27 protein-coding genes are annotated in these 24,402 nt (G+C 38.4%); 1 reads left to right on the top strand and 26 read right to left on the bottom strand.

Annotation, left to right across the window (positions count from 1 at the left end):
- Nucleotides 1-3: 3 nt before the first annotated feature.
- The 18 genes from IGJ63_RS06260 to IGJ63_RS06175 form a co-directional block, all read right to left on the bottom strand.
- Complete coding sequence (locus IGJ63_RS06260; RefSeq protein ID WP_002357572.1) at nucleotides 4-336, bottom strand: ACP phosphodiesterase; 333 nt, start codon at nucleotides 334-336, stop codon at nucleotides 4-6.
- A gap of 77 nt (nucleotides 337-413) precedes the next feature.
- The gene (locus IGJ63_RS06255; protein ID WP_002357573.1) at nucleotides 414-890 is read right to left on the bottom strand and encodes a hypothetical protein; all 477 of its coding nucleotides are present in this window, start codon (nucleotides 888-890) and stop codon (nucleotides 414-416) included.
- Between the two features lie 11 nt (nucleotides 891-901).
- Nucleotides 902-1,096, bottom strand: coding sequence for a hypothetical protein (locus IGJ63_RS06250; RefSeq protein WP_002357574.1), 195 nt, complete (start codon nucleotides 1,094-1,096; stop codon nucleotides 902-904).
- 193 nt (nucleotides 1,097-1,289) lie between these two features.
- Nucleotides 1,290-2,138 (bottom strand): DegV family protein, encoded by an 849-nt coding sequence (locus IGJ63_RS06245; protein ID WP_002382324.1) that lies wholly within the window; start codon nucleotides 2,136-2,138, stop codon nucleotides 1,290-1,292.
- A gap of 75 nt (nucleotides 2,139-2,213) precedes the next feature.
- Nucleotides 2,214-3,386, bottom strand: a complete 1,173-nt coding sequence (locus IGJ63_RS06240) for an LCP family protein (protein ID WP_081115664.1) — start codon at nucleotides 3,384-3,386, stop codon at nucleotides 2,214-2,216.
- A 143-nt stretch (nucleotides 3,387-3,529) separates the two neighbouring features.
- Complete coding sequence (pheA, locus tag IGJ63_RS06235) at nucleotides 3,530-4,378, bottom strand: prephenate dehydratase (RefSeq protein ID WP_081115663.1); 849 nt, start codon at nucleotides 4,376-4,378, stop codon at nucleotides 3,530-3,532.
- Between the two features lie 7 nt (nucleotides 4,379-4,385).
- Nucleotides 4,386-4,892, bottom strand: coding sequence for a shikimate kinase (locus tag IGJ63_RS06230; protein WP_002360319.1), 507 nt, complete (start codon nucleotides 4,890-4,892; stop codon nucleotides 4,386-4,388).
- A 19-nt stretch (nucleotides 4,893-4,911) separates the two neighbouring features.
- Nucleotides 4,912-6,198, bottom strand: a complete 1,287-nt coding sequence (gene aroA, locus IGJ63_RS06225; RefSeq protein ID WP_002374853.1) for a 3-phosphoshikimate 1-carboxyvinyltransferase — start codon at nucleotides 6,196-6,198, stop codon at nucleotides 4,912-4,914.
- 6 nt (nucleotides 6,199-6,204) lie between these two features.
- Nucleotides 6,205-7,299 carry a prephenate dehydrogenase gene (locus IGJ63_RS06220; protein ID WP_002366684.1) on the bottom strand — a complete coding sequence of 365 codons (1,095 nt, stop codon included), beginning with the start codon at nucleotides 7,297-7,299 and terminating at the stop codon, nucleotides 6,205-6,207.
- A 33-nt stretch (nucleotides 7,300-7,332) separates the two neighbouring features.
- Entirely contained in the window at nucleotides 7,333-8,499 is a 1,167-nt protein-coding gene (aroC, locus tag IGJ63_RS06215) for a chorismate synthase (RefSeq protein ID WP_002357582.1), read from the bottom strand.
- 1 nt (nucleotide 8,500) lies between these two features.
- Nucleotides 8,501-9,577, bottom strand: coding sequence for a 3-dehydroquinate synthase (aroB, locus tag IGJ63_RS06210; RefSeq protein ID WP_438746102.1), 1,077 nt, complete (start codon nucleotides 9,575-9,577; stop codon nucleotides 8,501-8,503).
- A 22-nt stretch (nucleotides 9,578-9,599) separates the two neighbouring features.
- Nucleotides 9,600-10,625 (bottom strand): 3-deoxy-7-phosphoheptulonate synthase, encoded by a 1,026-nt coding sequence (aroF, locus tag IGJ63_RS06205; RefSeq protein ID WP_438746100.1) that lies wholly within the window; start codon nucleotides 10,623-10,625, stop codon nucleotides 9,600-9,602.
- A gap of 36 nt (nucleotides 10,626-10,661) precedes the next feature.
- The gene (gene aroE, locus IGJ63_RS06200; RefSeq protein ID WP_002363947.1) at nucleotides 10,662-11,528 is read right to left on the bottom strand and encodes a shikimate dehydrogenase; all 867 of its coding nucleotides are present in this window, start codon (nucleotides 11,526-11,528) and stop codon (nucleotides 10,662-10,664) included.
- 487 nt (nucleotides 11,529-12,015) lie between these two features.
- On the bottom strand, nucleotides 12,016-12,471 hold the full coding sequence (locus tag IGJ63_RS06195; RefSeq protein WP_002357586.1) for a hypothetical protein: 456 nt from the start codon (nucleotides 12,469-12,471) through the stop codon (nucleotides 12,016-12,018).
- An 89-nt stretch (nucleotides 12,472-12,560) separates the two neighbouring features.
- Nucleotides 12,561-12,935 carry a thioesterase family protein gene (locus tag IGJ63_RS06190; protein WP_081115661.1) on the bottom strand — a complete coding sequence of 125 codons (375 nt, stop codon included), beginning with the start codon at nucleotides 12,933-12,935 and terminating at the stop codon, nucleotides 12,561-12,563.
- Nucleotides 12,935-14,155, bottom strand: a complete 1,221-nt coding sequence (locus IGJ63_RS06185; protein WP_081115658.1) for a CCA tRNA nucleotidyltransferase — start codon at nucleotides 14,153-14,155, stop codon at nucleotides 12,935-12,937. The genes IGJ63_RS06190 and IGJ63_RS06185 overlap by 1 nt, the downstream gene beginning before the upstream one ends.
- Nucleotides 14,152-14,931: a 4-hydroxy-tetrahydrodipicolinate reductase gene (gene dapB, locus IGJ63_RS06180; protein WP_438746098.1), complete on the bottom strand. Its 780-nt coding sequence runs from the start codon at nucleotides 14,929-14,931 to the stop codon at nucleotides 14,152-14,154. Before dapB ends, IGJ63_RS06185 begins: the two co-directional genes overlap by 4 nt.
- Complete coding sequence (locus tag IGJ63_RS06175) at nucleotides 14,924-15,274, bottom strand: nucleotide pyrophosphohydrolase (RefSeq protein ID WP_002363944.1); 351 nt, start codon at nucleotides 15,272-15,274, stop codon at nucleotides 14,924-14,926. The genes dapB and IGJ63_RS06175 overlap by 8 nt, the downstream gene beginning before the upstream one ends.
- 123 nt (nucleotides 15,275-15,397) lie before the next feature.
- Here IGJ63_RS06175 and IGJ63_RS06170 point away from each other — a divergent pair, with 123 nt between their 5' ends.
- A complete protein-coding gene (locus IGJ63_RS06170) occupies nucleotides 15,398-16,282 on the top strand; it encodes a YitT family protein (protein WP_002357595.1) in 885 nt (294 codons plus the stop codon).
- A gap of 37 nt (nucleotides 16,283-16,319) precedes the next feature.
- Here the strand turns inward: IGJ63_RS06170 and IGJ63_RS06165 are convergent, their stop codons facing one another.
- The 8 genes from IGJ63_RS06165 to IGJ63_RS06130 all read right to left on the bottom strand — a co-directional run bounded on the left by IGJ63_RS06165 (nucleotide 16,320) and on the right by IGJ63_RS06130 (nucleotide 24,351).
- On the bottom strand, nucleotides 16,320-16,859 hold the full coding sequence (locus IGJ63_RS06165; RefSeq protein ID WP_002360333.1) for a ReoY family proteolytic degradation factor: 540 nt from the start codon (nucleotides 16,857-16,859) through the stop codon (nucleotides 16,320-16,322).
- 9 nt (nucleotides 16,860-16,868) lie between these two features.
- The gene (locus IGJ63_RS06160) at nucleotides 16,869-18,125 is read right to left on the bottom strand and encodes a tetratricopeptide repeat protein (RefSeq protein ID WP_002377424.1); all 1,257 of its coding nucleotides are present in this window, start codon (nucleotides 18,123-18,125) and stop codon (nucleotides 16,869-16,871) included.
- A 9-nt stretch (nucleotides 18,126-18,134) separates the two neighbouring features.
- Nucleotides 18,135-19,175 (bottom strand): hypothetical protein, encoded by a 1,041-nt coding sequence (locus IGJ63_RS06155; RefSeq protein ID WP_131750624.1) that lies wholly within the window; start codon nucleotides 19,173-19,175, stop codon nucleotides 18,135-18,137.
- A 306-nt stretch (nucleotides 19,176-19,481) separates the two neighbouring features.
- Nucleotides 19,482-19,757, bottom strand: coding sequence for an HU family DNA-binding protein (locus tag IGJ63_RS06150; protein WP_002357604.1), 276 nt, complete (start codon nucleotides 19,755-19,757; stop codon nucleotides 19,482-19,484).
- A 247-nt stretch (nucleotides 19,758-20,004) separates the two neighbouring features.
- Entirely contained in the window at nucleotides 20,005-21,315 is a 1,311-nt protein-coding gene (gene der, locus IGJ63_RS06145) for a ribosome biogenesis GTPase Der (RefSeq protein ID WP_002357608.1), read from the bottom strand.
- Nucleotides 21,316-21,488: 173 nt separating this feature from the next.
- Nucleotides 21,489-22,700 carry a 30S ribosomal protein S1 gene (gene rpsA, locus IGJ63_RS06140; RefSeq protein ID WP_002360341.1) on the bottom strand — a complete coding sequence of 404 codons (1,212 nt, stop codon included), beginning with the start codon at nucleotides 22,698-22,700 and terminating at the stop codon, nucleotides 21,489-21,491.
- A gap of 113 nt (nucleotides 22,701-22,813) precedes the next feature.
- Nucleotides 22,814-23,494: a (d)CMP kinase gene (gene cmk / locus IGJ63_RS06135; RefSeq protein ID WP_002357612.1), complete on the bottom strand. Its 681-nt coding sequence runs from the start codon at nucleotides 23,492-23,494 to the stop codon at nucleotides 22,814-22,816.
- Nucleotides 23,495-23,730: 236 nt separating this feature from the next.
- Nucleotides 23,731-24,351, bottom strand: coding sequence for a LysM peptidoglycan-binding domain-containing protein (locus IGJ63_RS06130; protein WP_101732315.1), 621 nt, complete (start codon nucleotides 24,349-24,351; stop codon nucleotides 23,731-23,733).
- Between the last annotated feature and the right edge of the window lie 51 nt (nucleotides 24,352-24,402).

The raw sequence follows: 24,402 nt of genomic DNA, 5'->3' as shown, positions 1-24,402 counted from the left end.
GACTTACCGATCAAAACATTTAAGTAATTTTTTCTTTTTAAGAATAATTTTCTTTTCAACTTCTTCTAACTCAGAACTGCGTTCGCAAAGTTCCAATTGAGCGCGTCGTGCTTCTAAACGAAGAAGTTCTCCTTTAATTAATTCAATTTTTTTGTAGCGTAAGAAATTTTTCTTTTGCATACGTTCTGCAAAGTGTTGTCGTTTTTCTTCAGGGATTGCTTGATATTTCTTTTTCAAGTCAGCGACACACTTTTCAAATTCTTCACTCACCGAAACAACTTCCTTCCAAAATTTAATCTGACTAATTATAACAAATTTTACCAAAAGTACAAGCAAAATTGCTTTCTTTTTTTTAAAAGAAATTCAGACAAAACTTAACGCGGGAAAAGCTGATTTCTAGGAGCTGAACATGGTTAATCTTCATTAACAATAATATCAATTTCTGCCTCTTCATTCATCCGTGTTGAAAGAAAAAGAACCATTTCTTCTAGTGGCGCAGAAAAGCGTAAAACCACCCCTCTTCTGCCTTTTTTTAAATACCCTAAACGAATACCGTTCGACTTTTGAACAAGGACAATCTTTTCGATATCTTTAAAGGCCGTGCCCCGATTGTCAAAAGGATGCGTAATAATACAGTCCTCCGCAAAACCTCTTGCATCGTAAAGAAAACTGAAGATAATCAAAATATATAACACACTTCGAATCATTTCAATTTTATCTCCTGCCGAAAATGCATTGGCCAGAATCATTAAACTAAAAAAAGCAACTAAATATTTTGTTGTAGGATGTTTTGCAGCCGGAATTACAATACTTTTACGTACGAAGTAAAAGTAACCATACATAACGACGACAAATAAAAATAGCAATAACGTAAATCCATCGATAATCACAAACGACTCCTTTATTTCTTTTTCTTTTGAATATCTGTTAATATATCATTTATTTCTTTAATTTCTTTTTTTGATTCGTTAATCTTTTTGATAACCGCCTCACGGTTTTTTCCAGGCGGTAAGTCAATTGATTCTTGGTAGTAGTTTGCTAAAGCTTGAACTTTTTTCATTTTTTCGCTTTGCAACAAGGCTATATTTCTTTTCATTTAACCGCCTCCTCTTCCTTAGTATACATTACTTTGTAAGGAATTGCTTAATTTGCAAGATATTTTCTAATAAAAAGGAGTAATTTTACATTTTCTTATAAACAAAAAGTATTCGGCTGAGTAACAGCAGCGAACGATAAAATAATAGAATAAAAAATGAGACAGAAGTAGTTTACTTTTGTCTCATCTTTTATTATTGAGCTGAAATCGCTAAACCAATTGCTTTTTCCCCTAGGTGGGTCCCGATAACTGGACCAAAATGACCGATTTCAATTTCTGCATTTGGGTATAGCTTTTGTAATTTTGCTTGTTCTTTTTCAGCAACGATGCGGTTATTGGCATGAATCACGTACAGTTTAACTGGTGCTTCAATCCCTGCGTTTCGTTCACCAATAATCTTTTCTGCACGAGCAAAAGCTTTCTTTGTTGAACGGATTTTTTCAAATAATACAATCTTTCCATCTTCAAAAGTCAAGATAGGTTTAATCTTCAATAGTCCAGCAATCAAGGCTGCGCCATTCGTTAAGCGACCGCCACGAACTAAGTTGTTCAGATCTTCTACAATTAGATATGCATACGTATTGTCACGAATTAAATCTAATTTGGCAAAAATTTCTTCTAAGCTGGCTTTTTCTTCTGTTAAATCTAAAGCAGCTTCTACCATGTGTCCCATTGGCATACTTGTAATTTTTGAGTCATATGGATACAAAGCAACGCCTGGGATTTCATCAGTAAGTCCGTGCAATGTATGAACAAAACCAGAGATTCCTGAAGAAAGATGAATGCTGATGATGGTGTCGTACCCTTGTTCAGCGATTGATTTGTAAAGCTCTAACACTTCTCCTAAAGCAGGTTGTGAAGTCGTCGGAAATTCTTTACTATTATTTAGCAATGCATAATATTCATCTGCTTCAATGTCAATGCCTTCGTTGTATATTTTTCCATCTAAAATGACTGGGATGGGAATTACAAAAAGATTCGGATGATCTTTAATGCGCTCGGGTAAATAAGCTGTACTATCTGTCACAATAGCAATTTTCATTTTGTAACCTCGTTTCACTAATTTTCCACGTTGTTTCTAATATAGCATAAAAAAGGATATTTTAAAATGCTTTCCTTATTCGTTCAGGAATTTTTCGATGGCGTCAGCATTTTTTTGTTCATCTACTTCTAAAATACTGCCTGCATAAGAGGATTCACCAAAATTCCAAGAATCTGGTACCGGAACCGATAATGACTCAACCCCTGCTTTTCCTCTAATCAGCAATGATGGTCCGTTCGTTAACATGAAACTGACAGGCACATCTGTCGACATATAGCCGACTAATTTCCCAAGTGATTCTGGGGTTCTTAATAAAGTCATTGGATTTTTCATTTGGCTCATTACAGCTGACATAACTTGTTGTTGGCGACGAACCCGACCAAAGTCGCCTTCTTCATCCATCCTAAAGCGAGCGTATTGAAGTAAGACATGTCCATCCATGACCTGTTGCCCTTTTTCAATATCAACGCCATCTAAATTCAGTGATTTTTCTGCATCGATTTTGACACCTTTTGGAAACATAGAGTCAACAATTTTTTCAAATGATTGGAAATCTACCTTAGCATAATATTTCGTATCTAAATTAAAGTTTTGTTTTAACGTTTCACGAACCAATTCAGCACCGCCATAAGCGTATGCGGCATTAATTTTATTCGGCCCGACACCAGGAATGTCCACGAATGTATCACGCATAAATGAAATTAATTTCGGTTTTTTTGATGGTCCATTTAGTTGGAGAACCATTATTGTGTCGGCTCGTCCAGCATCTTCCCCACGTGTATCGCTGCCAAGAATTAAAATATTCTTAGCTCCATTGCTACTTTTGACACCATTAAATGTTTCTACTTTTTCTTGAGGCAACGAGTCATCATGTTCTGCTGCAGATTTTCCTTTTAAAAACATGACTGTACTATAGGCAAATAACAGAATCAATAGGATCACTAGCCATTTGAAAAAGCGTTTTGTTTTTGATTTTTTACGTTTCTTTTTTGGTTTCTTGTCTTTTTTTCCGCGGGGTGGTTGGTCAGAACCGTTGCCACCACCTGAATCTGTTTGATGTCGCCTCTCACTTCTGCGACTGTCCTCAGTATAGCTGTCTTCGTAAACTGGCTCTTGAAGGCTTTCAGCTAGCTCTTCTGGTTCTTCTTCTCTATGTTCACCCATTGATTTTCGGGGATTAAAGGTCTTTTTATGCTCTGCTGGTCTCGATTTTTCATGAATATGTTTATAACGATCTACACGACTCATCGTGTCACTCCTTTACCTCTGTGTTTTATCACCTTTCTTAGGATACCTCATTTCGCAGGAAATTCCTATTACAAATATGTAATTTAATAAAAAATGAAACTCACTTTATCTAATAAGTAAGCTTCATTTTCATTTTTAACTCTTTAAAGTGTGGACAAAACATAGATCGGGTAATCCCCTAAAATTTTTATTTCTGCGCCAATCAGTTCCAGTTCTGTTAAAGCTGCTTCAATTAATTTTTCTGGTTGATCTTTCACTAAGTCCATTAAAAAGAAGTACTCTCCTAGCTTTGTTTTCAACGGCCGCGATTCTATTTTGCTAAGATTAATCCCTCGCCAACTGAATACGCTTAATGCTTTGTGTAAAGAGCCAGGAACATTACTTGGCATCGTAATCGCCAGCGTTATTTTTTTCTCAGATAGCGGGAAAGAAATCGCTAAATTTTCAGAACCAAGAACCCAAAATCGGGTTTGATTTACCGATAAATCTTGTATATTTTTTTCAACAATGGTCAAATCATACATTTCCGCAGAAAGTTTTGGTGCAATAGCTGCAAAAGGTAATTCTGGATGTTCTGCAATGTATTTGGCGGCGTAAGCTGTTGAAGGCGTTGCTTCTAAAATCGCTTCTGGAAAGTTTTTCGCTAGAAACATCTGCGATTGAGCTAATGCTTGCGGATGTGATAAAATTTTCTGACTTTGTTGCCAGATCGATTGATTCTCTTTTGCCACCATTAATTGTTGTTGAATCGGTAAAACTAACTCTGCTTGGACAGGTAACTGCGCTTGATGATACAAATAATCTATCGATGCGTTAACAGTTCCTTCAATCGTGTTTTCTATTGGAATAATGCTGCATGCCACTTCTTGCTGTTCAATTGCTTTCAAGCAAGCTGGAATCGATGCGTACGGCATCAATGTAGCATCAGGAAAAGCAGCCAACGTTGCACTGTACGTAAAGGAACCAATCGGACCTAAATAACCAACTTTCATCGTTTCTCTACTCCTTTAATTGTTGCAGAATTTCATTGATAATTTCTTCTGGTGAGCGATTGGTCGTATCAATTGTCATCTTCGCACATTCTTCATAAAAATTTTTACGAGACTCAAATAAAGTAATGATTTCTTTTGAAGAACGTTCTATAGCTAAGGGGCGTTGGTTTTCAGTATCTTCTGCGATTCTTTTTAACAGCTCTTCTGGTGTCGCATGTAAATAAATCACTTGCTGAAAAGATTTTAATAAGCTACGATTTTCTGGTCCGACAACAATCCCGCCCCCAGTTGAAAGGACGGCTGTATTTTTTGACAGCTCCTTTAAAAGTTGGGTTTCCTGTTCTCGGAAAGCTGCTTCACCATATTTTTCGAAATAGTCAGGAATTGAGCGTCCTATTTTTTCAATTAACGCTGTATCTAAATCAAGATGAGGCATCTTTAGTTTATTGGCCAAACTTTGGCCGATAGTTGTTTTACCCGCACCCATGAAACCAATTAAAACAATGCTTTCCATGGTTCGTTATCCTCCTTCGTTAACAACTTAAACGTTCTAAGTCGTCAAAAAATGCTGGATAAGAAACTGAAACTGCTTCAGCCTTATCTAATTCAACAGTGCCTTCTTTTACAAGTAATGCAGCAATTTGTAACATCATCCCGATACGATGATCCCCATAACTGGTAACTCTTCCACCATGTAAAGAAGTTGGTCCATGTATAATTAAGCCATCATCAGTAGGCGTGATGTCGGCGCCTAAAATTGTTAATTCTTTCGCTACTGCATCAATCCGATTGGTTTCTTTGACTTTCAATTCTTCTGCATCTCGAATGATTGTCGTGCCAGTAGCCTGAGTAGCTAACAAAGCAATAATCGGTAACTCATCAATTAAACGTGGGATAATAGCGCCACCAATCTCTGTAGCTGTTAATTGACTCGTTTTTACAAGTAAATCGCCAGAGTGATTGGCCTCATCTTCATTTAAAATAGTGACGGAACCACCCATGTTTTTAATCACATCTAAAATACCTGTCCGCGTTTGATTTAAGCCAACATTTTTCAGAAGTATCTCGCTATCTGGGACTACTAAACCCGCAACTAAAAAGAAAGCTGCAGAAGAGATATCACCAGGAACTACCACATTTTGACCTGTTAATTGTTGCGGTCCAGTTAACATAATTTTTTTACCGTCTACTTCAAGCGTCCCACCAAATTGTCGAATCATCTCTTCTGTATGATCACGTGTCTTTTCTTTCTCAACTACTACAGAAGTGCCCTTGGCTTGCAAAGCAGCGAATAAAATAGCCGATTTAACTTGAGCACTTGCAACAGGCATTGTGTAGTCAATCGGTTGCAAATTTTGAGTCCCGCGAATAGAAATTGGCGGAAACTCCGTTTGCTGAACCCCTTGACATTCCGCTCCCATTTGGTTTAAAGGAAGCATTACACGATTCATTGGTCGTTTGGCAATAGACGCATCACCAGCTAGGCGCGTTTCAAAGGGACAGCCAGCTAAAATGCCCAGCATCAGACGAATTGTTGTCCCTGAATTTCCAACATCAATTGTATTCTTCGCCTTTTTTAAGCCTGCAAATCCTTGCCCCTCAACGGTGATTGTCGTCCCGTCATCTTCAATGTTCACACCTAAAGAACGAAACGCCGCTAAGGTACTTAAACAATCTTCGCCTCTTAGAAAATTTGTAATCGTCGTTTTTCCAGAAGAAATCGCTCCAAACATAATACTTCTATGGGAAATCGATTTGTCGCTAGGAACCATCAGAGTCCCTTGTAAATGTTTCACATTTGTACGTAGTTGCACCCTCATCACCTCTTATTTTTCGTAACACGTATAGTTCGTTTTTTTAGATAAAATTTGTTTTGCAGCTTGGCAGTCTGATTGATTTTTAAAAGACAATTGAAGAATCCCATAGATTTCTTCTCTCGTTTCTAAAATTTTAATATTTGTAAGAGAAAGGTCCGCTTCGCCTAAAATTTGCGTAATTTCAGCAATGATTCCTGGTTGATCTGGTACATCAACAAACAGATCATAGAAAGCTGGGATTGCGCCTTCTTTATGAATGGGCAACTGAGCACGTGTTTCTTTGGCCTTATCAAAAAAATTACGAATAGCTGGGGCATTTTTTTCTGTTAACCATTGGCAAACAGTAGTCATCTCTTTTTGCCAATTTTCTAGTAAGTCCAATAATACTAAGCGATTGCTTAATAAAATATCCGTCCACATCGTTGCATCAGAGGAAGCAATTCGAGTAATATCTCTGAATCCTCCAGCCGCTAGCTGCTGTGCTCTAGGGTAAGTGGTATTCAGTTGCTGACTTTCGTTCACTAAAGCTGCGGCAACAATATGTGGCAAGTGACTTAGAGCACCAGTAATTTCATCATGTTCCTGTGCAGGCATCGTAATAAACTTCGCATGCGTTCCTTTTAGTAACGTTTGTAACTCCTGAATCTGTTTGCTTTTTTCGCCATGGTCATCGGTAAAAATATAGTAGGCATTTTCAAACAAACGTTCATCAGCGGCTGTTACGCCGGATTTATGTGAACCAGCCATTGGATGACCACCAATAAAATTTTTCATGTTAAGCTTTGTTGCTAACTGATTAATTTCCACCTTGGTACTACCCACATCTGTGATCAGAGCAGTTTCTGGTGATAATTGGTTTAATTCTTCTAGTTGTACTAAAGTTGCTTTAACTGGGGAACAAAGAAAAATAATCTCTGCTCGTCTTGCCCCACTTGTTAAAGATTCAGCTATCTCATCAATTAGACCCGTTTTCTTAGCAAATTCAGTTGACTCCGCTTGATTATCAAAACCGATAATCTCACTGTTTGGATGCCCTTTTTTGATACACAAAGCCAGTGAACTCCCGATTAGCCCTAATCCTACGATTAAAATACGTTTCTTCATTTTTTCCCTCCATATACTTGCGACTTTCTTCCATTAAAAGTTTTGAGTATATAGACGATAACGTTTCACTGCTTCTTTCATTTGTTCAAATGAGTCACTATCAAATTTTTCGAGCATAGCCTTCGCTACTTCCGTTGCAACAACGGCTTCACAAACAACGCTAGCGGCCGGTACCGCCGTGCTATCAGAGCGCTCAACGCTGGCCTTATAAGGCTCTTTTGTATCAATATTCACGCTTTGTAATGGTTTATAAAGGGTTGGAATAGGTTTCATGACACCACGAACGATGATTGGCATTCCGTTGGTCATTCCTCCTTCAAAACCGCCTAAATTGTTGGAAGTTCTGGTATAACCTGTACTTTCGTCCCAAACAATCTCGTCCATCACTTGACTACCAGGGCGTTGCGCCATTTCAAATCCAATGCCAAACTCAGCACCTTTAAAAGCATTGATGCTTACAACAGCTTGCGCAATTTTGGCATCTAGTTTACGATCCCATTGAACATAGCTACCTAAGCCAGCTGGAACGCCACCCACAAGTACTTCTACTACCCCACCAATTGTATCGCCATTTTTCTTGGTTTGGTCAATTAGTTCTTTCATTTTTTCTTCTACGGAAGGATCTAATACGCGAACGGCAGATTGTTCAGATCGTTCTTGAATTTCACGAATCGTTAAATTTTCAGGAATCGTAGCTTCAATCCCGCCTAATACCGCGACATGCCCAGCGACTTGGATATCCAGTTCAGCTAAGAGTTTTTTAGCAACCGCACCAATCGCCACACGCATCGTTGTTTCTCGTGCCGAAGAACGTTCTAAAACATTCCGTAAATCATCATGTTGATATTTCATGCCACCAACTAAATCAGCATGTCCTGGACGTGGTTTACTGACGCGGCGGATTTTCTTTTGTTTTTCAGGAACTGGCTCTACTGACATCACGGAGGTCCAATTTTTCCAGTCTTTGTTTTCGACAATCAACGTTACTGGTGAGCCAAGTGTTTTACCATGCCGAATGCCCGAAGTAATACGTACTTGGTCTTTTTCAATTTTCATCCGTCCCCCACGACCGTAACCGCCTTGACGTCTTGCTAATTCTCGGTTAATCTCTTCGCTACTTAAAGGCAAGCCGGCTGGTAAGCCTTCAATAATAGCAGTTAATTCAGGTCCATGTGATTCGCCTGCTGTAATAAAGCGCATCTTAAATTCCTCCTTCTCTGTTTAAAAATGCTCGAATTTCTTCCGTTGGTAAAGAGACAATTTTCGCTTGACCAATTTTTTCTAAGACAATGATTTTCATCTGTCCCCCACGTGTTTTTTTATCATGTGTAATTGCTTGATAGAGACGTTCTTCTGGCCAACGATCTGTCGTTACTGGTAAATCGAACTTTTCTAGCATGGTGACCAACTCTTGGGTAGTCCCAAGTGGGGAAAGCCCTCGTTGTTCTGCGACTTGAGTTATTTGAATCATTCCTAAAGAAACGCCTTCACCGTGAGCAATCACCCCGTAACCAGCTGTATTTTCTAATGCGTGGCCAATCGTATGCCCAAAATTCAGAATCAAACGTAAGCCCAAATCTAATTCATCTTCTTCGACGACATCACGTTTAATCTTGCAACAGGCCGTGATAATTTCTTCTGCATGTGCCACTAAATCTTGTTCATTTTCCAAAGAGGATAAACGGTGCCACAATTCAACATCAGCGATAGCTGCTGATTTTACAATTTCTGCAATTCCTTCACGCACACGTCTAGGTTCTAATGTTTTAAGTGTATTAGGATCAATTAAAACCCCATCTGGTTGGGCAAAAGTACCGACAAGATTTTTGGCTTTTTTAGTGTTAACCGCTGTTTTACCTCCAATGCTACTATCTACTTGTGCCAGTAAGGTTGTTGGTACTTGCAAAAAGTGAATACCGCGCATATAGGTTGAAGCGACAAATCCAGCTAGATCTCCCACAACGCCTCCACCTAGAGCAATTAGACCATCACTTCGAGTCAATTGCTGTTCCGCTAAAAAATCATAAAGCAGCTGAGCTGTTTCGAGGCTCTTACTTTGTTCACCTGCCGCTACAGCAATCAATGATGTTTCAAAACCAGCAGCTTGCAGTTCTTTCTCAACAGCTACGCCATATAATTTATTCACCGTTTCATCGGTAATAATCGCTACCCGTTGTGGCTGCCACAGGCTACGTACCCAGGTGCCAATTTTATCTAAGGCACCTGTTTCGATGGTTAAATCATATGAATGTGTAGGTAACGTTACGGTTAATTTCATGTCCTCTACTCCTCTGTCTTTACTAATCTTCTAAAGCATTAATTTCTTTCATTGCTTTTTCGATGATATGAACTTCTTTCATCATACGTAGGTAAGTTTTTTCATTCAAGGATTGTGGCCCATCTGACCACGCATTCGCTGGATCTGGGTGAATTTCTACAATCAAGCCGTCCGCACCTGAAGCAACACCTGCTCGGGCCATTGGCGGTACTAAATCCCAGATACCAACACCATGACTCGGATCAACAATAATTGGAAAATGACTTAATTTTTTAATTAAAGGCACCGCACTTAAATCAAGTGTATTGCGCGTAGCGGTTTCGTACGTACGAATCCCACGTTCAATGAAGATCACATTGAAATTTCCTTGCGCAGCAATGTATTCAGCTGCGTTTAGCCATTCATCAATCGTACCAGCAATCCCGCGTTTTAAGCCGATAGGTTTTCCAGTTTTACCAACCGCTTGTAATAACTTGAAATTTTGCATGTTGCGCGCACCGATTTGTAAAATGTCACTGTATTTTGCGACAAGTTCTAAATTCGCTTCATCCATCACTTCTGTAATGACTTGCATATCTAATTCATCAGCCGCTTGGCGAATGTATTTCAGTCCTTCTTCTTCTAGTCCTTGGAAATCGTATGGCGACGTTCTAGGTTTGAATGCACCACCTCGTAAAATTGTTGCACCTCCAGCTTTAGCAATTCGCGCACATTCACGAATCTGATCTAAGCTTTCGATTGAACAAGGGCCCGCCATCATGGTCATACTGCCGTCACCGATTTTAACACCGTTCACATCAACCACTGTATTCTCTGGATGAAATAAACGACTCGTTAGTTTGTAAGACAACGAAATGCGAACACTTTTTTCCACGCCTTCTAATGCTGTTAACTCTGCTTCAACTAATTTTTCTGTATCACCAATCAAGCCTATCACTGTTTTTCCATTATCTTGACTTGTTTGAGTAGTTAAGCCTGCACCTGTTACTAAATCAATGACTTGTTTCATTTGCTTTTCGGTTGCATTTTCTTTCATAATTACGATCATTATATTCTCTCCTCATGCCTTTAAACGGCGCTCTTTTTATCTATTTTCAATTTTACGTTTTACGACTGATACAGGCATTTTTTGTCCTGTCCATTGTTCAAAAGCAGCAGCTCCTTGATAAAGTAGCATGTCCAAGCCGTTGCTTGTTTCTGCACCACGTAAACGGGCTTCTTTTAATAACTGTGTTTCTCTGGGATTATAAATAGCATCATACACAAATAACTTCGGTTGAATCATTGCATAATTTTCTATAGGACTACTATGCGCATGTGGATGCATACCCACACTCGTTGCATTAACTAACAAGACGCTTTCAGCAACATCTTTTGCTAGTTTTTCAGTATCCGCTAAATCGTTTAAATGAATTACACAGTTGGTTCGTTCAGTGAAATTTGCCAGTTTTTTTTGACTGTCGTTAAAGCCCGCGCTTTTCCTGTTGTAAACGGCGATTTCTTTCACGCCATCTAAAGCAGCTTGGGCAATGATTGATAAGGCTGCACCACCTGTTCCTAAGATGGTCATTTTATTCTGAAAAACGTCAACCTTTTTCTCTTTCAAACTCCACATAAAACCAGTACCATCCGTGCTGTCTCCGTAAAGTTTTCCATCTTTGTTGACAATCGTATTAATTGCGCCAACCAGTTGAGCGGTAGGACTTAGTTCATCCATATAACTTACAGCCGCCACTTTATTGGGCATTGATAAGTTGGCCCCTAACATGTGAAACGTTCGAATCGCTTCAATTGCTTGTGGCAATGTCTCTTGTCCAACGTCAAACGCCAGATACCGAGCATCAACTCCTAAATTTTGAAATGCTGTATTATGAATCAACGGTGAAATACTGTGTCGGCTGGGTTTCGCGAATAGCCCAGCTAAACGAGTGGCTCCAGTTATTTCTTTCATCCTGTGTGCTCCTTTACGAAATTTTTTTAGTAAGTTTCTGAAATCCTAATTTTTGGCCAAACAAAAAGGATATTCACAGTAAATTTTAAGAAAAATCTACAGTGAATACCCTACAAAAAAGCAATATAAAAGCCACTATAGATTTTCTTAAATCTACATGGCTGAAAGTCATCTTAAATTTCCCTAGCCATTATAGATACAAACGTTTGTTGTCTGTACCCATAATGTTATGAATACAAACCTATCTAAAATAGCTAAAGTAAAAGTTATTCAGTTGTGTATGGTTTTTCTTCGTTGTTGTCATAAGAATCACTCCAAAACTGATTTAATTAAGAATTGTTAACAGTATACCGCTAGAAAAAACATGTGTCAACACTTATTCCCTTATTTTTTTGACTATTTCATTAAAACCAATGTTATTTTATTCGCCAAAAGACTAAAAAAGCCACAGGAACCAGTCATTTCACTGATTCCTGTGGGGCAAAAATTATTTTAATTCTTCAGCGTATACATCGTCAACTGTTTGTGTTGGGTCGATAACAATGTATAAGTTTTTAGTTTTTTCGCTGACTTTTGTAGATTGATAGATGTTATCCAAGCCCTCATCTGTTTTATCTTTGTAAGGGAAATAAACTAAATCTGGTGTGCCATTTTTGTAAAGAATTTCCATACGTTCGATATCTTCATATTTTAAAGCACGAGAGAACATCCCTAATTCTAAGCCACCTAAGTTAATATCGTGGGTTTGAACATGATCTCCTTCTTGGAAAATTTCAATTTTGAACCCTTCACATGGATGAATTTCAACAAATTCACTACCATGGATACGGCCAAAACTTGTTGTAATATGTTTGATCCATAAATCACCAATAAAACGACGATCAATCGTCCAAGTTTCACCATTTCTGAAATAAAATTTAAGTCCTGTCATTTCTCTAGCCATAGCACAAATCTCCTTACTTAAAAATAATTTCTTACATTATTAGTTTACCATACTTTTGATAAACGGTCACAAACTTTCGCTGTAGATTCTTAATCTTTTGTTATTCTTTTTAAAAAAGAATCAATATCAACTACTGCACGTTGGTGAGAACCTTTGGCAATTTGTCGTTCTCCTTCATAAGCAACAAATTCATAGCGTATTTTGTGTGCAGTCTGTTCAATGCTGGTCATCGTAACAACGATTGTCGCCCCTACCGCAGATGGATATAAGTGGTGTAATTCTAACACCGTTCCGACAGTTGTTTCCCCAACTGATAATTGGTCCTTCACAGCTTCTTTGGCTGTTTGTTCAATCATGGCAGCTAAAGCAGGAGTTCCTAAAACTTCTAAGTCACCAGAACCGAGCATTTTAGCCGTTTGTGATTCTTTCACCAAGAATTCTTTTGTAAACATTTCTGTTGGCATTATGCTTTCTCTCCTTTTGAACGTTGTTTTTTGGCAAACGAAAGCAGAACTTCTTGTTTATTCTCTAAGCTACCTTCAACAACGTGTTGCTCGATTTCAGCAATCAGTTCCCCTAACCATTTGCCTGGTGTTTCTTCTAAGACGGCTAAAAGGTCTTTTCCTGTTATGGCCAATTCATGTCTTTGATGGATGGGTAATGCCTTAACTAACTCTTTTGTTACTTGTACTTGACTCTCTTGTTGGTAATAATATAAAAGCCTTTCAACAAGTACTGCTGATTCTTCGCCTAATTCATAAAGCACCATTGGCTGCCAGTCGTTACTCAAGCGAAAACGCAAACCGCGTACTAATTGTGAAACGTTTTGAATTAATTGATTTGAAAGTTTCCAAGCCTTTAAGAAGGAGCGAATTTCTGCTTCTGGTAAATTCAACGATTGGATAAGTAACGTCCACGCTTCTGCTTCTGTTTCAATTTGACGAGCAGGCAAGTCCATTAAACGAAAAAGTCCAGCCCCTTGTTCTCGTAATTTGGGACAATATTGATAGCATTCTGTTTCAATAAACGGAGCTAAGCCACCTTGTCGATTAACCCCTAAAAGCATTTTTACAAATTCAATTGTAATGCGTTCTACTGAAATTTTTTCCAATAAAGGATGAAATTCAGCGATAGCGGCTAAGGTTTTTTCTTCAATTTTAAAATCTAATTGGCTAGCAAAGCGTAAGCCCCGCATCATTCGCAGAGCATCTTCATGAAACCGCTCATGGGGATTGCCGACTGCACGAATGGTTTGATTAGTTAAATCTTCGATACCATCAAATAAATCAATGATTTCACCTGTGCTGTCGAGCGCCAAGGCATTAATCGTAAAATCTCGTCGTTTTAAATCTTCTTTCAAGGAGCGAACAAAGGTGACTTCATCCGGTCGGCGAAAGTCTTGATAAGTTGACTCGGTACGAAAGGTTGTTACTTCATACTGTTGGTCTTCCATCAATACAAGGACTGTGCCATGTTCGATGCCCACATCAACGGTTCGTTTAAAAATTTGCTTAATTTCTTCTGGGTAGGCACTTGTCGCAATATCGACATCATGGATTGGTTTATTTAATAAAGCATCACGGACGCTGCCCCCGACAAAATACGCTTCAAAGCCCTGTGCATTGATTTCACGAATAACGGGAGCAGCTTCTTTAAATTCGTTTGGAATAGTTGTCAATTTCATAGCATCTGTTCCAATCCGTAAAGTAGTTCTGTTCTCTGTACCACTTGCCGACAAGCTAACGCCACTCCTGTCATGAATGAACGCCGATCATAAGAATCATGCCGAATAGTGAGCCCTTCACCTACACTGCCAAATTGGACTTGTTGGTGTGCCACTAAACCAGGTAAGCGGACACTATGGATTCGCAGACCCTCGAAATCAGCCCCGCGTGCCCCTGATATTGATTCTACCTCTTGCGGATTCCCTTGTTTTTTTGCTGGCCGAACTTCTTGAATCATTTCTGCAGTTTTTATAGCCGTTCCACTTGGTGCATCTAATTTGTTATCATGATGTAATTCAATGATTTCCACATCCGGAAAATACTGTGCCGCTTTTTGGGCAAATTGCATCATTAAAACTGCCCCAATTGCAAAATTTGGTGCAATTAAGCCGCCGATGGCTTTTTCTCGAGATAGGTTTGTCAATTCGTCGATTTGTTCCTCCGTAAAGCCTGTCGTCCCAACAACTGGCGCCATACCGTGTTCCAACGCAAAACGCGTATTTGGATAGGCAGCTTCAGGAACCGTAAAATCAATCCAAACATCTGGTTTGACAGCTAGGACTTCTTCTAAGCGCTGAAAAACGGGAATTGCTGTTTCATCATTGAAAGAAACAGTTTCTTGTGCTTCATGAGGATCATACACACCTACTAATTCAAAGTCTGCGGTTTCTAAGACCATTTGTGTAGCAGTACTGCCCATCCGTCCTTTAAACCCAGCGACAATTATTTTAATCATGTGTTTTCCCATCCTTTCTTTCAAAGCGATAACGATCCCGCTTGTTAAATTTGGCCATATTTTCTTCAAAAACTTCGGTTAAATCAATCTCTAAAGAATTTGCCATGCTAATCAATACAAAAAAGACATCTCCAAGTTCCTCTGATACTGTCTTTGGTTTTTCGTCTGCTTTTTTCTGTTTTTCACCATAATAATGATTGACTTCACGGGCTAATTCTCCGACCTCTTCCGTCAAACGAGCCATTTGTCCTAATGGTGAAAAATAGCCTGTTTTAAACTGTTGAATATAATCATCAACTTCTGTTTGCATCGATTGCAAACTACGTTGTTCTGATTCTGACATTTTACCCCAACCTTTCTTACTCTACCTCCTACATCTTATCAAAAACTTGGCTATCTGGAAAGGTTCTACTTGTTGTTTTATATAGAGAATGATACAGTTTATACTGTAAAAGGACGTGATTAAATGGAAGAACAAAGATTTTATTTTAAAGATGTGTTATTTATTGTATTAGGAAGCTGTATCTATGCCTTTGGTTTGGTTACTTTCAATATTGCCAATGACCTGGCCGAAGGTGGTGTCACGGGGATTACTTTGATTTTAAGAGCCTTATTTCATTTTAACCCAGCATATACGACATTATTAATCAATATTCCGCTCTTATTAATTGGTGGTAAAATTTTAGGCAAACGTTCCCTCTATTATACGCTAATTGGTACCGTGTCGTTATCGGTATTTTTGTGGTTTTGGCAAAAATTTCCTGTTGAAATTAATTTAGATCATGATTTATTGATTGCTGCTCTCTTAGCTGGTTTGGCCGCAGGATTCGGGAGTGGCCTTGTTTACCGCGTAGGCGGAACCACTGGTGGGACCGACGTCATTGCCCGCATTTTCGAAAAATACTTTGGGATTAGCATGGGCCGCTCGTTGTTACTTTTTGATGTTGCAGTCTTACTCCTCTCGTTAACCTATATTGATGTCAAACGAATGATGTATACTTTAATTGTGTCCTTTGTTTTCAGTCGTGTTGTTGATTCTGTACTCGATGGAGCCTATGCTGCGAAAGGAATTTTAATTGTTTCCAATCATTCCGAAGAAATCGGTCAAAGTTTAATGGCTTCTTTAGAACGCGGAGTAACATATTTAAATGGTGAAGGTGCTTATTCACAAGTGGAAAAACGGGTTCTCTACACGGTAGTCAGTCCTCGAGAAATAATGGAAGTCAAACGGATTGCTAATGAAATAGATGAAAAAGCCTTTGTGTCCATCATTAACGTACATGAAGCAATTGGCGAAGGCTTTACTTATGCAAAACCCAGCAAACAACGGCGCTTTAAATTAAAACAATAAATAAAACCCAGCATTTATTGAAAATGCTGGGTTTTATTTATTGTTGTTTCAAACGATTTAATTCATCGGATAATTCTAAAAACGCTTCTTTGTTGCCTGTTTCTAAAGCATCATCAATTTGAGCTTTAAGTAATGCCATTCGTTGCGTTTGTTCTTCTTGCTTAAAATATTGATCAATCGCTCTGGCAACTTCTTGATCCACTTGTTCATTCCATGGCGCAAACGGATTATCTTCTAAAACAGATAAATACTGGCTCGTTTGCCAAGCCTCTGGAAATACACATTCTAAATAAAGAGCTTTCCGCCAATTCATTCGAATCTCATGAAAAATTTGTTCCGGATCTGTAAATTCTTGTGCTTGGATAAAAAGCAATAACGGCTCCTTACCTAAACCATCCGCTACCACACGGATCCCCCGATCGGTTTTCTCTACGTTCTCAACAAAATGAACATTATTTAAAATCGCATCGTGCGTTAATAAGTAATTTAAAATCCACAGTACTTCTCTTCTTCCAAAAGGCACGGTATTCACTAACCAAGTTAAAAATTTTTTCTTTTCTGATAAACTAACAAACATCGTCGTTTCCTATCTTTCTTCCATATCTGCTAGCACAGATTGCATGTCGACATCACCAGGTTCATGTTCCAAATAATGGTGCAACAAGTGTTTTGCTTTTTCAAGTTCGCCTTCTTCTCGTAAGAACAATGCGTATTCTTTTAGAAACTCTGGTTCGTGAGACAATTCTTGCGCTGCTTGTTCGTAATGAACTTTAGCGACGGCAAAGTCTTCTAATTCGTTGTACGCTTTTGCTAAGTTCCATTCAGCATAAGGATGATCCGTTTCCTCTAAATCATTTAAAATAGTAATTACTTCCTCAAAACGCTCTTCCGTGATGTAGAGATTACTTAAGGTCAAACGACTTTCATCTGTTTTCTCACCTAATTCCAAAGCTTTTAACAACCAGTTTTCAGCACCAGCAATATCGTGTAAGCGATAGGCATTTTCAGAGGCAAATTGGTATAACTCTACTTGGAAGGGATTTTCCGCAATTCCTTCTTCGATCACCGCTTTTGCTTCCTCTAATTGCTCTTCTTCTTGGAGCGCTTCCGCTAAATATAGATAAAGTGATTGATAATGTGGGTTTAATGTTTTTAATTGCTGGAACAACGCAATGGCTTTTTGATTCTCATGTAACTGTAAATAAGTGAAAGCTAACTGGAATAAACGATCGTCTGTTTGTTCTTCTTTGACCGCGGCTTCCAAATAAGGAACTGCTTCTTCAAAATCACCTAACATGCTGTAACTACTTCCTAAGCGTTCATTCAAGGAAATAGCAGAGATTTGCGCTGTCCCACTTTCTACAATGCTTTGATAACGAGTAATAGCCTCGACAAATTGACCATTTGTAAAATATAGTTCTCCCAAAGCAAATTGAATTAACGGCTCTTCTGGCATAAGATTGGCTGCTTCTTTTAATTTCGCTTCACTGACTTCTGGAATCCCTAAAACTTGGTACAAATCCGCAGTGACTAAGAGACTTTGGACATAACTGTCACTAGTTTCTGGAATTTTTTCTAAATAGATGAATGCGTCATCTATTTCATTATTTTCAATGGCGATTTCTGCTAATGGAATGTTTAAGCCATCTGCATCGGGAAATTGTTCCAACAATTGTTGGAAAATTTGTTTGGCTTCTTCTAGAAAACCTAAAGATAATAACGTTTCCCCTAAATCAGCTAAGGTATTTTCATCATCTTTCTTTAATGCTTCTTCAAACATTAACTGTGCTTCTGCTAAATTTTCAGCTTGTAATGCTTGAACCATTTTTTCACTATATGACATAATTTCCCCTCAAATCTCTTTTAAAATTTCTTGGTATCTTTCAATCGTTGTTAACAGTTGATCGGGCGTTGGCTTTAAAGCTGCTCCTAGTTGACCGATTTTTTCCAACACCATAGGAGGACCTAGTGTTTCTGTGTGAGCCAAGACTTGTTCTGCGTAATCAGCACTTAAAATTTCTTTTGGAAACGCCACCGGAAAACCTAAGCGAATAAACCAAACGATAAAATTTTTAAATTGAAAGTCAAAGTGATTGACTTGCTGGCTCCATAAAACTTGTAACAATAATCCCAATAATCGTTTCATGGGGCCTGATAACAAATGGCCATTTTCGGTTGTAGCAAAGGCCGCTTCAAAAACTCGGCCAAATTGATCCACTTTTTCCCCTGCTTGTTCATAAAAGGATAACAACTCGTCTAAAATACCATTAAATGACGTTTGATTCAACCGTTTTTTATCTGGATACGTTTGGTATAGCATTTGTAAATAAGCATAATCACAGACAAGACCCGCTCGAATAAAAACGAGCAAATCAATTAAAGGGGCGGCACCTTTTTTATTGGTCAAGGTACTATCAAACAAAATTTTTTCTGAATGATTTTCTATATGCATGGTTGCATGCTGTACTTGCTGAATTGTGACACTTGGTAAAAGTCCTTGCCGTAACGCTTGAACAGACACAGGCATCAGCCAACATTTGGAGGAACACTTACTTACTTGGTGCAAAAATGCGGTTAATTGTAGTACCCCTTCATTACCTAAACCAATCAATAAAACATCCTGATTTTCTGGCCAATCAGCTAAGAAACGTAACACACTTTCTAATTCTGATAAGTCATTGCAATGAACATCATTGCGACAAATATACCAGTTTAATCCCAACTGTTCCCCAAAGGCATAATTAATCTTCTCCGAAAAAAGATCATAGTAACGCTGATTCGCCAAAACAACGATTGACTCCGTCGTTACTGGTCGTTTTTTTAGGACGGAAGCAAATGTTTCTCCATAAATAATAGCGACCTTGTTTTCCCCTCTAGAATAGTTGTATTTCATTGATTCACCACCTTAAGACTGTTTCCTCTTCCTTCACCCCAAGTCTAGCATAACCACTAAAAAACAGCTACTGGCAACAACTTATTTTTGTCCTTCATTCATAAATATTTCTCTTTTTATCAAAAAAGCAAGGAGCGAGTGTCGAACCGTTCCCGCTTGATTCTCGGAGCGAAGCACGTTTTTCTCACCCAAGGTTCGTTACAATTTAGCCTTTTAGCGTACTGTTTCGACCACCTCTTAAAATAACATTTTTTATGTATGATTCAAAAAAGAACCCTTGGAAACCAAGGGTTCTAATTGTCTGTCTTATTTCACTGCATCTTTCAATGCTTTACCTGGTTTGAATGCAGGTACTTTGCTTGCAGCGATTTGAATTTCTTGTCCAGTTTGTGGGTTACGTCCTTTACGAGCTGCGCGTTCGCGAACTTCAAAGTTACCAAAACCGATTAATTGAACTTTTTCACCTTTAGCAAGAGTTTCTTGAATTGTTGAAAAGACAGCGTCTACTGCTGCAGTAGCATCTTTTTTAGTTAAACCAGTTGAAGATGCAACGTTTTCGATTAATTCTGCTTTATTTGCCATGGATCATTTCACCTCCTCTATAAGAGATACGATGTTTTTACACACCTAAAGTTCCGTCTATTTTTGAGTGGTCCAAAAACAGACAGCAAATATTGATCTGGTTCAATATTCTGTTAACAAGATAGCATAAGAAAGTTGTAATAGCAAGGTTTTTAGTGTATTTTAACCAGTTTTTTCAAAAAATAATCATTTTTTCTCAAAGTTGATAAATTTATTTGAATATCTAAAAAAAGTATGGTAGAATGCACTATTTCCGGCGTCGCGGAATGATTTTAATCGGTGTACCCTCAAACGTAAATGCTTTTCTGATTTGATTTTCTAAAAACCGGGCATAAGAAAAGTGCATTAGTTCTTCTTCGTTGACAAAAATAACAAATGTAGGTGGTTTGACTGCCACTTGTGTTGCATAAAAAATCTTCAAACGTTTTCCTTTATCGGTTGGTGTCGGATTAATTGCTACAGCATCCATTACAACGTCATTTAACAACGCTGAAGGAATCCGTAAGTTTTGATTCATACTTACTGTTTCAATTAGTTCAGGCAGTTTGTTTAAACGTTGTTTGGTTAATGCAGACACAAAAATAATGGGTGCATAATCTAAATATTGGAATTCATCACGAATTTCCGCTTCAAAATCACGCATTGTATTTGTATCTTTTTTGACTGTATCCCATTTGTTGACCACGATAATAATACCGCGACCTGCTTCATGGGCATAGCCCGCCACACGCTTGTCTTGCTCACGAATACCTTCTTCTGCATTCAAGACCATTAAAACAATGTCTGAGCGTTCAATCGCCCGCATTGCGCGCATGACGCTATATTTTTCAGTTGATTCGTATACTTTCCCACGTTTACGCATACCAGCTGTATCAATCATTAAGAACTTTTGACCTTCTTCAGATTCAAAATACGTATCGATTGCATCTCGCGTTGTTCCTTCAATATCTGAAACAATCACACGATCTTCACCAAGAATAGCATTAATCAATGATGATTTACCGACATTTGGACGCCCGATTAAACTAAATTTAATTGTATCTTCGTCCTCTTCTTCTGAAGTGTTAGGAAAATGTTTAACTGCTTCGTCTAACACATCGCCAATGCCTAAACCATGACTACCAGAAACTGGGAAAGGATCCCCTAGTCCTAAAGCATAAAATTCATAAATATCATTACGCATTTCAGGATTGTCAACTTTATTAACAGCTAAGATCACTGGTTTATTACTACGATATAAAATTTTTGCTACTAACTCATCTGCATCAGTAATTCCTTCACGGCCACTAGCAACAAAGATAATCACATCTGCTTCATCAATCGCAATTTCTGCTTGGTGTTTGATTTGGTCCATAAATGGTTCGTCACCTAAATCAATCCCACCTGTATCAATAATACTAAATTCACGCCCTAACCATTCTCCAGTTGTATAAATACGGTCGCGTGTTACGCCAGGAGTATCTTCTACAATCGAGATACGCTCACCGGCAATGCGGTTAAAAATAGTCGATTTACCGACATTCGGTCTACCGACAATCGCAATAGTTGGATTTGCCATTTGATTCCCTCCTTGAGAATTTCAATCCTTACTAGTTTACCTAATCAAACCTTAAAGTGCAAGAAAAGTTTTAGTTTCTGCTGATTTTCTAACCAATTCAAGAAAAAATGAGTTTGACATAGCCGATCTGTTTACGGCTATGTCAAACTCATAAATTTCAAGAAAGTAACGTGTTATTCCTCTTCTTTCGCATCAGATAAAGCGTCACCTAAAATATCGCCCATGGTAAAGCCAGTATTTTCTTCAGGCAATTCATATTCCTGTTCTTCTTTTGGTTCTTCTTGAGACTCAGGTTTTGGTTCTAACGCTTTGATACTTAAAGCAATACGATGTTCCTCTGGATTAACTTCTAAAACTTTCACTTGTACTTGATCCCCTTCATGAAGAACTTCATGAGGCGTTGCAATATGCTTGTGAGAAATTTGAGAAATATGCACTAATCCTTCCACACCAGGGAAAACTTCCACAAACGCACCGAAGCTTGTTAGGCGTTTTACTGTGCCATCTAAAACAGTCCCAGCGGCTGCTTTTGTTTCGATATCTGTCCATGGTCCAGGCAATGTTTCTTTAATGGATAAAGAAATACGTCCTTCTTCTGGATTAATTGAAAGAATTTTTACTTGAACGTCTTCGCCAACAGTTAACGCATCACTTGGTTTGCCCACATGCTGATGAGCAATTTCAGAAACATGAACTAAACCATCCACGCCACCTAAATCAATGAATGCGCCGAAATCTGTCAAACGAGCTACTTTCCCTTCAACAACGTCTCCGTCATGTAAGGAAGAAAGTAATTCTTCTTTTTTCGATTCTTTTTCAGCTTCAACAACTGCTTTATGTGAAAGAATTAAGCGGTTTTCTGAAGGTTCGATTTCAATAATTTTAAATGCTAGTGTTTGACCTTTATATTCAGAAAAATCTGCAACAAAATGATCTTCAACCATTGAGGCAGGAACAAATCCGCGAACACCAACATCAACAACCAAACCACCTTTAACAACATTTGTAACAGGTGCTTCGATTACTTTGCCCGCTTGGAAATCTTGTTCAATTTCTTCCCAAACTTTTTTAGCATCTAAACGGCGTTTTGACAGTAAATAACTGCCGTTTTCTTTATCTTTGCCAATTGATGTGATAACAACTAAATCTAACACATCACCGACTTTCACAAGTTCGTGTACATCTTCAACTGGTAAAGTCGATAATTCCTTTGCAGGAACAACGCCTTCAACGCCCGCTCCTTCAATGCCGACAACAACTTGTTTGTCTTCAATGGCTAAAACTTCGCCTTTAACAATATCGCCAACACTGACTTCTTGAACGCTGTTCATTGCATCTTCCATTGTTTCGTTGTTTGCTACTTGTTTGTCTTCAAAATCTGTCATGCCTCTTATCCTCCTATGCCAACAAAAATTCCAAAACTTAGCTATATATACTTACATAGTACGAGATTTTTGTAAAAAAATAAAGCGATTTCTTCTATTTTTCTTAAAATTCTTTAAAAAAGTTCAAAACCTTTTTGTTTAATCACATTTTGTATGGCGGCGACGACTTCTTCAATCGTCAACCCTGTTGTATCGATTTTCACAGCATCACTTGCTTGGACAAGGGGTGATACTTCTCTGGTTGAATCTAAATAATCCCGACGTTCAATCTCCGCCTTCAAAGTTTCAAAATCCGTCTCAATCCCTTTTTCTTGATTTTCTTTAAAACGACGTTCTGCACGTTCTTCAACGCTAGCCACCAAGAATATCTTTACTTCGGCCTTTGGTAGAACTGCAGTACCAATATCTCGACCATCCATGACAACTCCGCCAGCTTGACCAATTTTCTGTTGTAACGCCACCATTTCTTCTCTAACTTTTGCATGTTTTGAAACAGCTGAAACAGCATTCGTTACATCTGGCTGGCGAATCGCTTCGGTCACTTCATGACCATCGATAAAAACACGTTGGCCATTTTCTGCTTGCTGAAAAGAAATAGTGTGGTTGACACAAAGCGCTACTAATGGCTCTTCCGCTTGAATGTCGATTTGATTTTGCAAGGCCAAATACGTAATCGCTCGGTACATGGCCCCCGTGTCACAATACACATAATTCAATTGTTTTGCTAAAATTTTTGCAACTGTACTTTTGCCTGACGAAGCTGGTCCGTCAATAGCAATACTGATTTTCCCCATGAAAAAACTCCTTAACTGATATGCATCCTTTAAAATGCGCTTCTTCTTTTATATTAAAATCAGAAGAAAAGAACTTGGATTTAAACTGATGACGAGTTTCTAACGAAAAAGCAATAAGCCGAAATCCCTCGAAAGACGCAAAACATCTTTCGGAAATTTCTGCTTATTGGCATTCTCATGTAATCATCCGTCGCGGTTTAACCCTTGAAAGTGCTGTCCAAACCTCTTTTTCTGGATTATTTAATACGTAATGGTTGTCCTGGATAAAACACAGATGTATCAATCCCAGGATTTAACGCTAAAATTTGTTCTAATGTCATTCCGTTACGTTCGGCAACTTGACGTGCCCCTTCGCCACTTTGAACGGTATCATAAACAGGTTGTTGGTTCTGCGCTTGTTGCTGTTGTTGATTTTGAGCTTCTTGTTGTTGTTGCTGCTCTTGTTGTTGCTGTTGTTGTGCTTGTTGGTCCTGTTGTTGCTGTGCAGCAGCATCAGAACTTGAAGGTGTTGTATTTTCAGCTGGTTGGCTGCTTGCTGGTTCTGAGCTTTCCACTGATTTTGACATACTTTCTTTTTTCTTCTCTTTTGATGATGATTGGACTAATGAAGAAGATGGCTGGCTATTTTTGCTAGCACTTTCGTTCGGTTTCTTGTCTTGCATCATCCATAAGAAAGTCCCAATTGGAATGGCAATAATTAATAATAGCAAAATAACTAAAACAGTTAGAAATAATGAATTTCCTCGTTGCTGTTGGCGTTTTGCTAAACGAGAACCACCACCATTTTGATCAGGTTCATAAATTGATTGTTCCCATGGCTCACGAGCTTGGTTTTTCTTTTTGTCCTTTTTACTCACTGCTAATTTCCTCCTAAACTTCTCTCGCTTGTTATTATATCATAGCTTTTG

Source organism: Enterococcus sp. DIV1375a (genome assembly GCF_051712205.1).
In the GTDB taxonomy this organism is placed as follows: Bacteria; Bacillota; Bacilli; order Lactobacillales; family Enterococcaceae; genus Enterococcus; species Enterococcus faecalis.
Note: the sequence above shows the minus strand (reverse complement) of the source record. Positions and strands in the feature narration are given on the sequence as shown.